The sequence below is a fragment of the Jatrophihabitans sp. genome, from assembly GCF_036000465.1.
Lineage (GTDB): Bacteria > Actinomycetota > Actinomycetes > Mycobacteriales > Jatrophihabitantaceae > Jatrophihabitans.
This window is the reverse complement of sequence record NZ_DASYFV010000029.1, coordinates 77,803-92,169: the sequence shown is the minus strand read 5'-3', so window position 1 is coordinate 92,169 and position 14,367 is coordinate 77,803. Positions and strand designations below refer to the sequence as shown.

Sequence of the window (14,367 nt, the reverse complement as noted above, 5' to 3'; positions counted from 1 at the left end):
CTCAGGTCTAGGCACGGTCGGGGCGGACCGGAATACGGGATAACCCCTATGGGGTGCGCCGGGCCATCCAGGCCGCGACGCCGGCCCGGCTCGGTGTCGCGAGCCGCTTCATGATGTTGTGCACGTGGATCTCGGCCGTCTTCTCGCTGATCCCGAGCCGGGACGAGATCTGGCGGTTGGTGTCGCCGGCCGCGATCCGGGCGGCGACCTCCCACTGCCTCGGCGTCAGGTCGGGGGAGGCGGGTCCCGGCTCGGCCGTCACCCGCGCGGCGAGTTCGCGGACGGCGGCGGCCGGCATCGTCCGCCCGGCATGCCGTTCGTGATCGGCGGCCGAACGGCCGAGCACGCGGGTCACCTCGCGGTCGAGCCGGGCGGCGCGGGCGGCCTCGGCCTCGGTGGGGGCGGCCCCGGCGCCGGTGCGCTCGGCCTGCGCCGCGCCGGACAGCCGCGCGGCCCACGACGCTCGGTCGTTCGCCAGCGCCAGCTGGGCCAGGCTCTCGAGGCACTGCGCGATGCCGCGCCGGTCGCCGACCCGCACGTGCAGCGCGAGTGCACGATCGAGCATCGCGCCGGCCTCGTCCCTCTCCTCCCGGCCGAGCAACGCGAGCGCCAGCGCCTGTGCACACGCAGCGATGGCCCAGTCGTAGGCGAGGCCCTCGAAGCGGGTGATCGCCCGGCGCAGCAGCGTCTCGGCGTCACCCCATCGCTGCTGGTCGACGGCCAGCAGGGCGAGGTCGTGATCGGCCCAGGCGGTGCCGCGCCGGTTACCGAGCCGGGCGTAGATCTCGCGGGCCGCGGCGTAGCGCCCGGCGGCGGAGGCAGGATCGCCGCGATCGCGCGCGACGTGGCCGAGGAACGCCTCCGCGATCGCGATGCGCCGTTCGTTGCCGGCGGCGCCGGCCAGTTCGCCGGCGTGGTGGAGCTGCCGGTCGGCTGTCTCCAGGTCGGACAGTCCGAACGCGACGACGCCCGCGGCCAGGGTCGCGGCGCCGCGGGCGTCCGAGTCGTCGATCCGGTCGGCCAGGGCGTCGATCGCCGCGATGATCTCGGGCCCGTTGCCGAGCCGCCCCCGGGTGTAGGCGTACCACCCGATCGCGGCGGCCAGCCAGGGCAGGTGCGCGGTGTCGGCGGTGGCGCCGGCCCGCTCGAAGGTCACGGCCAGGTCGGCCCGCAGCGCGCCGAGCTCGGTCCAGGTGACGTTCTCCGTGTCGGTCCCGACGGTGAGTTCCCAGCCGCGCGCGAGGGCGGCCACGTAGGCGACCTGGCGATCGCGGGTCGCCTCGTCCTCGGTGTGGGCGACGAGCTGCTCGGCCGCGAACTCTCGCACGCTCGTCAGCATCCGGAACCGGGTGGTGACGCCGTCCGATGCGGCGCGCTGCACCAGGCTCTTCTCGAGCAGCGACTCGACCGAACCGAGGATGTCGGGCACCGCGCACACCGCGTCCGCCGCCGCGATCGTCCACTCGCCCGGGAAGACCGCGAGTCGCCGGAACACGGTGCGCTCGCGGTCGGTCAGCAGATCGTGGCTCCAGCTGATGGCGGCGCGCAGGTCGCGATGCCGGGCCGGGGCATCCCGCGGGCCGCCGACGAGCGGGGCCGTGCGGTGTTGCAGGCGGAAGGAGAGCTCTGCCGGGGTGAACACGCGCAGCCGAGCGGCAGCCAGTTCGAGCGCGAGCGGCAGCCCGTCGAGCCGCACGCAGATGTCGGCGAGCGGCCGCGCCGAGCGCTCCGTCAGCGAGACTCCGCCCGGTGCCCGGGCCAGCAACAGCGCCATGGCGTGGTTGCGGCGCAGGGCTACGAGGTCGCCGACCTCTACGTCGTCCGGCATGGGCAGCGGCGGCACGGCGAACTCGCGCTCGACCGTCAGGTGCAACCGCTCCCGGCTCGTGGCGAGGACGCGCAGCCGTGAGCCCGAGGTAATGCGTTGCGCGAGTTCGGCGACCGCGTCGAGCAGGTGCTCGCAGTTGTCCACCACGAGAAGCGCCGCGCGGTCCGGCAGCGCGTCGGCCCGCCCCTCCAGTGCCCGGGCGACCTCGGCCTGCAACTGCTGCGCGCCGCGCACCGGCACCAGATCGACCCATGCCACGCCCTCGGCGAACCGGCCGGCGACGAGGCCGGCAGCGGCAACGGCTAGGCGCGTCTTCCCCACACCGGGCGGCCCGGTCAGCGTGACCAGCCGACTGTCGAGGATCAGATCAGCGACGGCGCCCATCTCCTCGGCGCGTCCGACGAGCGCCGTGGTCGGCTTCGGCGGCGCGCTGACGCTGAGCACCTTGTCATCGTAGGAGCGAATCCGCGACGGCGGATCGACGTAACGCTTCTCCACCCCGTCGTCCGTTGGCCGGCCGAACAGTCGCCGACACGAGTAGTCACGGCCGCGCGCCGTGAGCCGACGGCCGGACCGCAGAAACTATCAGAGCTGGCTGCAGGTACGGCCTCGTAGGTCCAGGAGTCGGACGACCACCTGAGCGCAGAACGACGGCGAGGGGCGCGGCGTGTGATGCCCGGCCGGCCTGCTTGGTGCTGGTGGGTCAGGAGGGCCGGCGGCGGGGGCGGGGCACCGGCGGTGGGGTTCGGGACAGCTGCTCGACCCGCGTGCGCACGTGGGTGCAGGCGGCGACGAGGGCCTCGAGTTCGGCGGGGGTCAGGCCGTCGAGAAGCTGGGTGGCCGCGGTGTGGACCGTCGGCAGCATGGCGTCGACAAGATCCCGGCCGGCGTCGGTGAGCGAGATCAGCGTCTTGCGCCGGTCGTGCGGATGGGGCCCTCGCTGGATGTAGCCACGACGAGCGAGGGTGTCGAGCAGTGAGGTGATGCTGGCCGTCGTCACCAGCAGATGGCTGGCGATGTCGGTGCCGGTGAGCGGTCCGTCGGCGCCGTCGAGCACGGCCAGTGCCTCGAAGCCGCTGGCCGACAGGTCCGCGAGCGCGCGCCGCCGCCGGTCGATCTCACCGAGCGCCTCGGTTGTGGTGCGCACGAGGTTTGCCAGAGTCTCCGCCGCGGCCGGATCGCACCCGGGGAACTCGCGACGGAACCCGCGCCCGACCCGGATTGCCTCTGCCATGAATGGACCCTCCATGAAAGCTAGAACTCTAACTACTTGACTTCTAGTGAGTGCGAGCAGAGTATCAGCGCACCGTCGACAGAAGGAGAGCGTCATGCACGAGACACCACCGCCGGTCCAGATGGTGCAGCTGCTCGCCGGCTTCCAGGTGGCCCAGGCGCTGTACACCTGTGCCAAGCTCGGCATCCCGGACCAGCTGGTCGGGGGGCCGCGCACGAGCGCCGACCTCGCGAACGCGGTGCAGTCCGACCCGGCGGCGACGACCCGCCTCGTGCGCACCCTTGCCTCCCTCGGGGTGTTCGCCGACGCCGGCGACGGCCGCTACGCCCTGACGCCACTCGGGCAGACGCTTGTGACCGACGCGCCCGGCTCGATGCGCGACCTTGCCCTGATGTGGATGGAGACGCACTACGACGCCTTCGGGCACCTCACCGAGGGCGTGCGCACGGGTCGGCCCGCCGCCGAGCTGCACTACGGGGCGCCGTTCTTCGAATGGATCTCCGGCCAGCCCGAGCAGATCAACCGATTCACGCGAGCGATGGCCAACCTGACCGACGGCATCAAGAGCGCCGCGGCCGCCACGGTCGAACTGCCCGGCGCGCACACCGTCGTCGACATCGGCGGCGCAGACGGTGCGGTCCTCGCCCCGCTCCTTCAGCGCGACGAGTCGCTGCAAGGCATCGTCTTCGACCTGCCGCACGTCATACAGGCCGCCGAGGCCGACACGAAGGCCTTCGGGCTCGGTGCGCGCCTCACCGCCGTCGGCGGAGACTTCTTCGAGTCCGTGCCCGAGGCCGACGCGTACCTGCTCTCGATGATCCTGCACGACTGGCACGACGAGAACGCCCGACGCATCCTCGCCAACATTGCCCGGGCCGGCCGACCCGGCAGCCGCGTCGTATCGCTCGAACTCGTGATCACCGCCGACGACCAGCCACACATGGCGAAGATGATCGACCTGACCATGCTCGGCATGCTCACCGGCCGCGAGCGCAGCGCAGCAGAACTCGAACAGCTCGTGACCTCCGCCGGGCTCCAGTTCGACGGCATCACTGCCACCCCGTCTCCCATATCGGTCCTGCACGCCACAGTGCTCTGACGTCCAGACGCAGGCTCGTCACGCCGGATTCGCCACAACCGACGTCCGCCGTCCGGCTGGGCCCACCTGCGCCGCAATCGCCTACAAGGATTGAGGAGAGCGCCATGACTGACATCCCGGAAACCGCGAAGCACCCGAGCCGGCGTGGGTTCCTCGGGCGCGCCGCGCTGATCGCTGCGGGGCCGACCGCCGCGGCCATCCTCGGCCCGACGCTGATCACGACCGGTGCCGCCAAGGCAGAGGCGGCCTCTGTCGACGACCTGCCATCGTTCGCACCCGTGCCGCCGAGCTCATTCGGTCCACCACTGAACGCCGACGGTTACTACGTCGGCCAGATCCGCGACAACCTGTACTGGGTCACCGATGGCTTCTACCAGTCGATGTTCGTCACCGGCACCCGCGGTGTCGTCGTAGTGGACGCACCCCCCACCATCGGCCACAACCTGCTGCGTGCCATCAACCAGATCACGGCAAGGACGGACACACCGTCGACAGTGACCCACCTGGTCTACTCACACTTCCACGCCGACCACATCGGGGCGTCCTCGATCTTCGGAGGCGACGTGGTCCGAGTAGGTCACGTGCAGACCCAACGCCTGCTTCGTGAGGCCGGCGACCCGAATCGTCCACCCCCGACGATGACGTTCAAGGAACACCACGTTCTCGAATTCGGCGACGATCGGCTCGAACTCGCCTTCCACGGGCCGAACCATTCGCCGGACAACATCTTCATCTACGCCCCGAGGCACCGTGCCCTGATGGTCGTCGACGTGTTCTTCCCGGGCTGGGTGCCGTTCAAGAGCCTGGCGGTATCCCAGGACATTCCCGCATGGGTACGGGCACACGACATCGCCATGGACTACGGCTGGACAACCCTCGTGTCCGGCCACCTGGGCCGCCTCGGCGTTCGCGCCGACGCCGAACTGCAGCGCCGGTACATCGGCGACCTCGACGCCAGCGTGAAGCAGACGATGACGAGCCTCGACCCGACCCCGTTCTTCCAGCAGTACGGCCCCTCGGGCAATGCCTGGGCGATCTTCAAGACCTACCTCGACGCCGCCGCGCAACAAGCCGCCGCACCCGTCACCGAGAAGTACCTGCACAAGCTGGGCGGTGCAGACGTCTTCACGGTCGACAATGCGGCCGCGCTGTTCGAGTCACTGCGCATCGACGCCGGCACCCTCGGACCGTTCGGGATCAGGCCCTAGATCTCTCGCGGCCCCACGCGCAGCCGCTGCGCACAGATCGACACGCGCGGCCAGATCGGCAGCCGGATCGCTTGGTGATCAACGCGCCCGCAACAGGCCTGTGGACCTGCTCCCAGCGAGACGATCAAGGGCGCGCGGCACTCGCTCATCGCCACGTTCGCTCGCATCCGACAGATCGATACGCGCACATCCGTTCACCTCCAGACTGGGTTAGAGTCCTGCCCGAGTTGGTGGCACGACGCGAAGGGTCGGGGGTCCGGATGGGCAACAACCCTCGCGTCGAGGAGCCCTACGACCTGAGCCCGGAGCACACGGTCCTGCTGGGCGTCGACTTCCAGAAGGGGTTCGGCGACGGGGCCTGGGAGCACACCCCGGACGCAGCCGCGGCAGTGGCCAACTTCCGGGCGGCGGCGGCGAGCTGGCGGGCTGCCGGCGGACGGGTGATCCTGTGCCGGGAGATCTACTACCCCGGTGACTACCTGGGACCCGACGGCGAGCCGATCGAGGAAGTCGTGCGGCACCATCCCCTGATGTCCGGGAAGGAGAACGCCGAGTTCTATCCAGACCTCGTCGAGCCGGACGATCTCGTGATGCGCAAGACGGGTTTCTCGGCCGTAGCGGCCGGGGCCCTGCTCGACATCCTGGCTCAGCATGGGTGGGACACCGTGGTCATGGGCGGGCTGACGACCCCGATCTGCGTGGGCACCACCTCGGACGACCTCAGCATGGCCGGTGTGAAGGTGGTGATCCTCGAAGATGCCTGCGCCTCGCAGTCCTTCGAAGGCGTCTCGGCCCAGGACGCGCACTCCTTCGCACTCGCGAGGTTCCGTTACCAGTTCGGACAGACGATGACCGCGAGCGAGTTCAGCGACCTGGCCGTCGGTTTGGCTGCGGCCAAGCAGGCTTGATCACACTGACCCCGGTCGCCGTTGGGGTGCGTGGTGAACGTCGGCCGGCAGGCGTAGGGGCGCATCTGATCAGCGAGCACGGCGTGGCCGCCGACAAGCTTCTCGGCCGATGGATCAGGTCTGCCACCGAACGCGCCCGACGCCGTCGTGGACCAGGTGCCGGCGTTGCGCCGTCGCGCTGACCACGTGACCGGCGCGTTCACGCACGAGTCTGCGTCGTCGTTGGCGAGGCAGTTGTCCGGCGGGCCACCGGTTGCCCGCACCACGGGCCGGCGGGATTACCCCATTCGTATCCCCGGGTGATGGGGCTCGAGCTCGAGCCCGAGCGGGTCCGCTGTGTGGATTGCGAACCCGCTCACCCCGAGAGGGAACCGAACGCGGCCCGGCTGGACGGCTGTTCGCGCGTGGCCAACCTGATAGCGGCCCACGTGACCGCAAGCCAGTCGGTGCTGCGCGGCCAGACTGGAGGGATGAACCGACTCTCGCGTCCGCGACGTTCGCGGATCAGCCTGCTCCTGTCCTCGATCGACCGGCTGACCGCGCGTCCGTGGCTGGCGGCCGTCGTCCTCCTCGGCGATCTGGCGTGGGTCGGCTTCAGCGTGACCGTCGAGTTCGCGACCCGGCTGGAGGTCATCTTCCAGACGCTGGTCGCCGCCGCCACCCTGGCGATGGTGTTCGTCATCCAGCACACCCAGGCCCGCCAGCAAGCAGCCACCCAGCGCAAGCTTGACGAGATCCTGCGGGCGCTGCCCGGGGCCGACAATCGATACCTTGCGCTCGAGCACGCACCTGACCCTGTGCTTCGTGCGGCGCGTGAATCCCACGGCCGTGACCGCGACGCCGCACTGACGGACCGGCCGACGCTGTCCGCCGAGTGAACCGGCGGCGACCTCAGACGCCGCGGAACTCGGGCGTGCGCTTCTCGGCGAAGGCCCGCGGACCCTCCTTCGCGTCGGCACTGGCGAAGACGCCCATGCCCAGCTTGGCCTCGAACTGGAACGCGTCGTTCTCGGGCATGCCTTCCGACTCGCGGATAGTGCGGAGGATCGCCTGCACCGCGAGCGGGCCGTTGGCGGCGATGAGTCCGGCGAGTTCGAGCGCCTTGTCGAGGGCCGATCCGTCCGGCACGACGTGCCCGATCAGGCCGATCCGGTGCGGGACATTTCCCCCGCTCGAGGGACCCCTCGCTCGCGTTCGTATCGGCAGTCCGGTGCGGTGTATGAGCCCCGGCTGGCGGATCCGGCACGCTTTCACCGGACTGCGTCTTGCGATGCGTTGTCACTGCCCCATTCGCCGCAGTGAGATCGCGAATGCGTGGCATCCGATTCCGCTGGGGCGGCGGGCCGACCCGGATTGACGTGCGCTGCCTGCATGCGGACGCCGTGCCTACCCTTGTCACCAGGGAGGTGCTCGTGGACACCATCGGACCGACCGGGCTCGAAGGGGCCACCGTCGTGCTCGCAGACGGAACCGTCGCGCTGCGCGAGAGCACGCTGCTCGCCGAGCCGGGGGAGCTGCTCGCGGTACTCGGCCCGTCGGGCAGCGGCAAGTCGAGCCTGCTCCGCGCGATTGCCGGCCTGGAACGGCTGAGCGCCGGGCGCATCGTCATCGCCGGCAGCACCGCACCCGAACGCGGTCGGCGCGGCGTCGCGATGGTCGCGCAGGACAACCAACTCATCCCGTTCCTCGACGCGGCCCGCAACATGTCCTTCCCGCTCGACGTGCAGGGCGTGCCCCGCGAGGAGTCGCGCGCACGGGTCGAGGCGCAGGCCTCCCGGCTGCGGATCGGGCGACTGCTCGGCCGCAAGCCGCCCACGCTGTCGCCGGGCGAGAAGGCCCGGGTCGGGCTCGGCCGAGCGATGATCGGCCGGCCGAGCGCCTACCTGCTCGACGAACCCTTGGCCCACCTCGACGCGAGCGAGCGGGTGCGCATGCGCCAGCAGCTCCGCGCGGCGGTCAAGGAGGCCGGGGTGACGACGTTCCTCGTCACCCACGACCCGATCGAGGCGCTGTCGATCAGCGATCGCGTCGCGGTGCTCGACGCCGGCCGGGTCGTGCAGGTCGGCACCGGACGCGAGCTCTACGACGCCCCGGTCAACCGTTTCGTCGCCGAGCTCGTCGCGCCGGGCCGAATCACCCTCGTGCCGGCCCGGCTCGTCGTCACCGAGACGATGTGCGCCTACCGCGTCGGCACGCGGACCCTGCCCACCTGGACCCCGCCGCCGCCCGCGCTGCGGGAACGCGACGGCGACGCGGTGCTGCTCGGCATCCGGCCCGAGGACGTCCACGCCGAGCCGGCGGCCGACCACGGCACCGCCGACGCGATCGTCCGGTCGGTCGAGCTGGTCGGGCCGTACACGACCGTCGGGCTCGACGTGGCCGGGCACGACCTGTTCGCCCGGTTCCCGGCCCACAGCCGGGTCCGCCGCGGCGACGCCATCACGGTCGGCATCGACGCGGTCCACGCGCTCGTGTTCGACGCCGTCACCGGCGCGGCGCTCACGGCCTGAAGCTCACCGGTTGCGCGGCACGCGCCAGTCGATGACCGTGCCGTGCGGCTCGCGCGGGTGGCAGCTGAACCGGCCGCCGAGCCGCTCGGCCCGCGCCGCCATGTTTGCCAGGCCGCTGCGGCGCGAGGTGTCACCGACCCCGACACCGTCGTCGGCAACCCGCAGCCAGGCGAGGCCGGGACCGCTGGCCAGCATGACGCGCACCGACGACGCGCGGGCGTGCCGGGCCGCGTTCGACAGCGCTTCGGTGAGCACGGCCAGCAGCTCACCGGCCACGCGCGACCCGACGAGGTGCGGGTCGCCGATGAGGTCGAGTCTTGGGGCGAACCCGAGCGCGGTCGTGGCCCGCCGGATCGCGCGGTCGAAGGACTGCGCCAGGTCGTCGGCGTCGAGCTCGTCGAAGTCGTGCACGGCCGCCTGGAGCTGCGCGATCGCGTCCAGGACGTAGGTCCGGGCGTCGGACAGCAGGCCCGCCCGGCGCGCCGGCCCCTCACGGTGGACCGCGTCGAGCGCGAGCCCGGCGGCGTAGAGCCGCTGGATCACGTGGTCGTGGATGTCCTCGGCGATGCGCCGGCGGTCCTCGGTCAGGGCGTCGGCACTGCTCCACGCACCCGGTTCACCCGGCAGCTCGATCAGCAGCGCGACCAAGCCCGCTACGCGGTCACCGATGCGGATCGGGTTGTAGACGAAGTGGATGCGGCGGCGTTCACCGGCGGCATCGACGAGGTCGGCGTCGAAGCGCTGGGTCGTGCCGCGCAACGCCTCGACCGCGTGGCCCATGTTGCGTGCCGCCACCGTTTCGCCGGCGAGCTCGACGTAATGGCGGCCGACGATGTCGGTGCGCGGGCGCCCGAACCCGGTCGCCGCCCGCGCGTTCGCGAACTGGTTCACCAGATGGGTGTCCCAGACCGAGAGGGTCGGAAGGGCGTCGACCAACGCGACGATCTCGGCGAGCGTGAAGGGGGTGCGGGCGGGGGAGCCGAAGCCGGGCGCGCCCGAGAACTCGATGTCGCGCCGGCGGGTGGGGCCTGCGCGGCGCGGGATCCTGAGGACGTCGTCCGGTTCGGCCGGCGTGACCGGTTGCTGGAGCCGCCGGATGGCCGCGCGCAGGTCGCCGATCGCGTCGTGGACGCGGTGGGCGGCCGAGTCGAGGGCGGCGCCGTCGAGCGTGCCCGGGTCGTGCCGCGCCGGCCCGTCCAGCACCTCGGCCACCTCGTGGAGCGGGGCGAGGACGAGCGCGTCGACCGAGGTCGCGACCCGATCGCGCTCCTCGGACAGCGCGACCCGGGTCAGCGTGGCGCGCTGCACCGCCTGCGCCGCCACGATCGCGGTGATGTCGATGCCGATCATCACGACGCCGACGACCTCCGCAGCGACGCGGTACGGGCGCAGCAGCACCGAGAACGTCCGCTGCACCTCGTCGGCATCGGCGACGACGCGTCGGAACTCGACGTCCTCGCCGTCGAGCACGCGCTGGAAGAACGGCTGGGTCAGCTCGGCGATGTCCGGGCCGACGAGATCGGCCATCCGGGCACCGACGACCGCCCGGGCCGGCGCCCCCAGCCAGTTGGCCAGGGCAGCGTTCGCGTACCGCAGGCGGATCGCGGGATCCCACAGGGACAGCTGTTCGGTGATGCTGTCGAGCACGGTCTCGAAGTCCCCGACCTGCCACGACGACTCGGGCGGACGGGTGCCGGCGGGCGGGGTGTCGGTCAGTTCGGATCGTCCGGGGGGAGGGGCGCGTACACGACGGCTCGCACCGACTTCCCGTGCGTCGTGAGCCGGGATCCCCAGTCGTCGGCGAGCGCGGCGACGATGTGCAGGCCCCGCCCGCCGTCCTCGCGCGGCGAGGTGGCCCGTAGCAGCGGCAACCGGCGGGAGCCGTCGCACACGTCGACGACCAGTTCGGCCGACGAGCTGCGCAGCCGCACCTCGATCGGCATCGTGCCGTGCACCAGCGCGTTGGTGACCATCTCGCTGATCATCAGCGTTACGTCGAAGACGCGGTCGGCGTCGTAGCCCCACTCGGCGAGAGTGCGACCGGTGAACTCGCGCGCCGTCGCGACCCCGTTCGGCCCCTGGTCGACCTGGTGCACCGCGTAGCGCGGGACGACGCGCTGCGGCGGCACGGTGGCCATGAGCACGGCGACATCGTCGTCGGGACCGTCGGGCAGCAGCAGGTCGACGATGGCGGCGGGATCGGCCGGCGCCGGGTATGGCGTGCGGTCGAGGCACGCGACGAGCTTGTCGATGCCGGTGTCGAGGTCGCTGCCCATGCGCTCGACGAGGCCGTCGGTGTAGAGCGTGAGCCGGGCCCCGACCGGCACCTCGACGGTCTCGACTCCGGCGCCGCTCGCGCCCGCGCCGAGGGGGAGCTCGCCGGTGGTGAGTCGCCGCGTGGGGTGCCCCGGGATGGTGAGCAGGGGCGGCAGGTGTCCGGCGTTCGCGTAGGTGAGGGTGCGCTCGGTGGGGTCGTAGACGGCGTAGATGCAGGTGACGATCATGAAGTCGTTGAGCTCGCGCACGGCGGCGTCGAGCAGGCGGAGGATCTCGCCCGGCGGCATCTCGAGCCGGGCGTAGGCGCGGATCGTGGCCCGCAGCTGCCCCATGACCGCGGCCGCCTTGACCCCGCGGCCCATGACGTCGCCGAGCACCAGTGCGCTGCGACCGGCGTCGAGCTCGATGACGTCGTACCAGTCGCCGCCGACCTGGGTGCCCTCGACGCCGGCGCGGTAATAGGTGGCGACATCGAGATCGGACGAGACGGTCGGCGGGGGCAGCAGGCTCCGCTGCAGCTCCTCGGCGATGGCGTGCTCGCGGGTGGCCGCCTCGCGCGCGACGCGGGCGTCGGCGAGGGCCTGCTCGGTGCGGCGCTGCTCGGTGATGTCCTGGACGCTGCCGCGCATGACGCTCGGGCGGCCCTGCTCGTCACGCTCGAGCACGCCGTGCACCCGCACCAGCGAACGGTGCTCGGGGTCGTCCCCGACGATGAGGCGCACCTCGACGTCGAGCGGTTCACCCGTCTCGACGGTGCGGGCCACGGCGTCGGCCGCCCGGGCGCGGTCGTCGTCGTCCACGTGGGCGAAGGCCGCTTCGAGCGAGTCGACGGCCTCGCGTCCGACGCCGAGGATGCGGTAGTACTCGGTCGACGCCTCGACCGCGTTCGTGGCCAGATCGAGCTGCCAGCTGCCGACCCGGGCGAGTACCTCGGCCTGGTCGAGCAGACCGCGGCTGCGTTCGAGCTCCTTGGCGACGCGTCGGACGCGGTCGAGTTCGAGATTCGCGTTGACGCGGGCGAGCAGCTCGCGGGCGGTGAACGGCTTGACCAGGTAGTCGTCGGCGCCGGCCTCGAGCCCCTCGACCGTGGCGTCGTCGCCCGAGCGGGCCGACAGCATGACGACCGGCACGTGCATCGTCGTCGGGTCGGAGCGCAGCGCGGCCAGCAGCCCGAAACCGTCGAGGTTCGGCATCATCACGTCGGTCAGGACGAGGTCGGGCGGGTCGGCCCGCGCCGCGCGCAGGGCGATCGCGCCGTCGGCGGCGGTGTCGACCCGGTAGAGATCGCGCAGCAGGCCGCCGATGTACTGGCGCATGTCCGGGTTGTCGTCGACGACGAGGACGCGACGCCGCGCGTCGTCGACCGGCGGCCGGACCTCGTCCGCGCGATCACCCGACACCACCCAGCGGATCGCCTCGGACACGTAGCCGGCGCTGTAGCGGGTCGGGTCCGGTGCCTCGGACGCCGGCGACACGACCTGCTCGGCGGGCAGGTGATCGGTACCGATCGGCAGCCTCACCCGGAACGTGCTGCCCTCGCCGGGCCTGCTGTCGACCGTGACGCGGCCGCGGTGCTGGGCCGCGAGTTCGGCGACGAGGGCCAGCCCGATCCCGGAGCCCTCGTGCGTGCGCAGGGTCGCCCCGCTGATCCGGTGGAAGCGTTCGAACAGCCGTTCCTGTTCGGCCGCGGCTATGCCGACCCCGGTGTCGTGGACGGTGAGCTCGGCCTGGTCGCCGACCTCGCGGAGCGCGACGGTGATGCCGCCCTCGAAGGTGGCCTTGAGCGCGTTGGACACGAGGTTGAGCACGATCTTGGCCCACATCTCGCGATCGACGTGCACGGGTGCGCGCAGCGGCGGACAGTCGATGGTGAGAGTCAGCCCGGCGCGGTCGACGGCCGAGTTGAACATGCTCACGAGCTCGCTCGTGTACGTCGCCAGATCGAGCGGCTCGAAGCTCGCCCGGACCCGGCCGGACTCGAGGCGGGAGAAGTCGAGCAGCGTGTTGACGAGCTTCAGCAGCCGCTCGCCGTTGCGCAGGATCACGTCGAGCCGCTCCCGCTGCGCGGGCAGCAACTCGGCGCCGCGGTCGTCGAGGGCGTCCTGCGCTGGGCCGAGCAGCAGGGTGAGCGGCGTGCGCAACTCGTGGCTGACGTTGGTGAAGAACGTGGTCTTCGCCCGGTCGAGCTCGGCCAGCTGGGCCACCTGACGCCGCTCGGACTCGAACGCCCGCGCCCGCGTGACGGCCGCGGCCACCTGACCGGCGATGAGGTCGACGAAGCCGCGGTAGTCGTCGTCGAGGGGCCGGTGCGGGTTCAGCCCGACGACGAGGAAGCCGTACGGGCGGCGGTGGCCCGGCTGGAGCAGCGGGACGGCGAGCGCGGTCTGCGGCTCCTGTGTCCACACGCCGGTCGGCAGGTCGGTGAAGCGCCCGGCCAGGTCGTCGAGCTCGACGGATTCGCCGGCCGCGAGCCGCTCGACCGGCCAGGGGGCGGACGGGTCGTCGGTCGGGATCAGGGCGGGGGCGGCGGGGTGGCCGATCGGCATGCCGGTGTGCCAGGTCAGGGCGGCCGTCCCGGCGTCGTCGAAGAAGTAGGCCAGGGCGAAGGGCAGGTTGTTGTCGTCGCGCGCGAGCTGGTTGCGGGCGGCCGCGAACACCTCGTCCTCCGTGCTCGCGCGGGCGAGCTCGGCCCCGAGATCGCGCAGCGTGGCCATGCGGCGCTGGCTGACGACACTCATCGTGTCCTCGCTGACGACGCAGAAGAGGCCGGAGATATCGCCGTCGTCGTCGGTCAGCGGGCTGTAGGAGAAGGTGTGGTAGGTCTCCTCGACGTAGCCGCTGCGCTCGAGGAACAGCAGCAGCGCCTGGTCCCAGGTCGACCGACCGTCGCGCACCACCGATTCGACGCGGGGGGCGATGTCGGGCCAGATCTCCGACCAGACCTCGCTGACCGGCCGGCCGAGCGCCCAGGGGTACCGGCGGCCCAGGGTGTCGCGCCGGTAGGCGTCGTTGCAGAAGAACGTGAGATCGGGGCCCCACGCCATCCACATGGAGAAGCGGGAGCTCAGCATCAGCCGGACCACGTTGCGCAGGCTCGTCGGCCACTCTCCGGTCGGCCCCAGCGGTGTCGCGGCCCAGTCGACGGCATGCAGGTTCCGCCCCAGGTCGCTGCCTTCGGTGCGGAAGAACGGCTCGACGGCGGACCCGGACGGACGCTCGGACGGCGTGGCCGCATCGGCATCGAGCACCCAGCCGCCCCCTTCCGGGATAGAGGACCCAACTGTATCGGCGTCGACGCTTCCC

General features: G+C 71.8%; 9 protein-coding genes and 1 pseudogene. 5 read left to right on the top strand and 5 right to left on the bottom strand.

Going from position 1 to position 14,367, the window contains the following annotated elements:
• Positions 1–46: 46 nt before the first annotated feature.
• Together VGN18_RS09755 and VGN18_RS09750 are read right to left on the bottom strand one after the other, a co-directional pair.
• On the bottom strand, positions 47–2,272 hold the full coding sequence (locus tag VGN18_RS09755; RefSeq protein ID WP_327539481.1) for an ATP-binding protein: 2,226 nt from the start codon (positions 2,270–2,272) through the stop codon (positions 47–49).
• 259 nt (positions 2,273–2,531) lie between these two features.
• The gene (locus tag VGN18_RS09750) at positions 2,532–2,975 is read right to left on the bottom strand and encodes a MarR family transcriptional regulator (protein WP_327539480.1); all 444 of its coding nucleotides are present in this window, start codon (positions 2,973–2,975) and stop codon (positions 2,532–2,534) included.
• A 181-nt stretch (positions 2,976–3,156) separates the two neighbouring features.
• On the opposite strand from VGN18_RS09750, the gene VGN18_RS09745 reads away from it, so the two are divergent.
• The 4 genes from VGN18_RS09745 to VGN18_RS09730 all read left to right on the top strand — a co-directional run bounded on the left by VGN18_RS09745 (position 3,157) and on the right by VGN18_RS09730 (position 7,155).
• Positions 3,157–4,161, top strand: coding sequence for a methyltransferase (locus tag VGN18_RS09745; protein WP_327539479.1), 1,005 nt, complete (start codon positions 3,157–3,159; stop codon positions 4,159–4,161).
• A 104-nt stretch (positions 4,162–4,265) separates the two neighbouring features.
• Entirely contained in the window at positions 4,266–5,369 is a 1,104-nt protein-coding gene (locus VGN18_RS09740) for an MBL fold metallo-hydrolase (protein WP_327539478.1), read from the top strand.
• Between the two features lie 260 nt (positions 5,370–5,629).
• Positions 5,630–6,277: a cysteine hydrolase gene (locus VGN18_RS09735; RefSeq protein ID WP_327539477.1), complete on the top strand. Its 648-nt coding sequence runs from the start codon at positions 5,630–5,632 to the stop codon at positions 6,275–6,277.
• Between the two features lie 302 nt (positions 6,278–6,579).
• Positions 6,580–7,155, top strand: a complete 576-nt coding sequence (locus VGN18_RS09730; RefSeq protein ID WP_327539476.1) for a low affinity iron permease family protein — start codon at positions 6,580–6,582, stop codon at positions 7,153–7,155.
• Between the two features lie 13 nt (positions 7,156–7,168).
• Here VGN18_RS09730 and VGN18_RS09725 read toward each other — a convergent pair.
• Positions 7,169–7,426: pseudogene (locus tag VGN18_RS09725) on the bottom strand (enoyl-CoA hydratase-related protein); the annotation flags it as partial.
• Positions 7,427–7,689: 263 nt separating this feature from the next.
• Between VGN18_RS09725 and VGN18_RS09720 the strand changes: the two are divergent.
• Positions 7,690–8,787 carry an ABC transporter ATP-binding protein gene (locus VGN18_RS09720; protein WP_327539474.1) on the top strand — a complete coding sequence of 366 codons (1,098 nt, stop codon included), beginning with the start codon at positions 7,690–7,692 and terminating at the stop codon, positions 8,785–8,787.
• Between the two features lie 3 nt (positions 8,788–8,790).
• Here VGN18_RS09720 and VGN18_RS09715 read toward each other — a convergent pair whose 3' ends face one another.
• Positions 8,791–10,434 carry a PAS domain-containing protein gene (locus VGN18_RS09715; protein WP_327539473.1) on the bottom strand — a complete coding sequence of 548 codons (1,644 nt, stop codon included), beginning with the start codon at positions 10,432–10,434 and terminating at the stop codon, positions 8,791–8,793.
• A 65-nt stretch (positions 10,435–10,499) separates the two neighbouring features.
• Positions 10,500–14,312 carry a SpoIIE family protein phosphatase gene (locus VGN18_RS09710; RefSeq protein WP_327539472.1) on the bottom strand — a complete coding sequence of 1,271 codons (3,813 nt, stop codon included), beginning with the start codon at positions 14,310–14,312 and terminating at the stop codon, positions 10,500–10,502.
• Positions 14,313–14,367 lie beyond the last annotated feature (55 nt).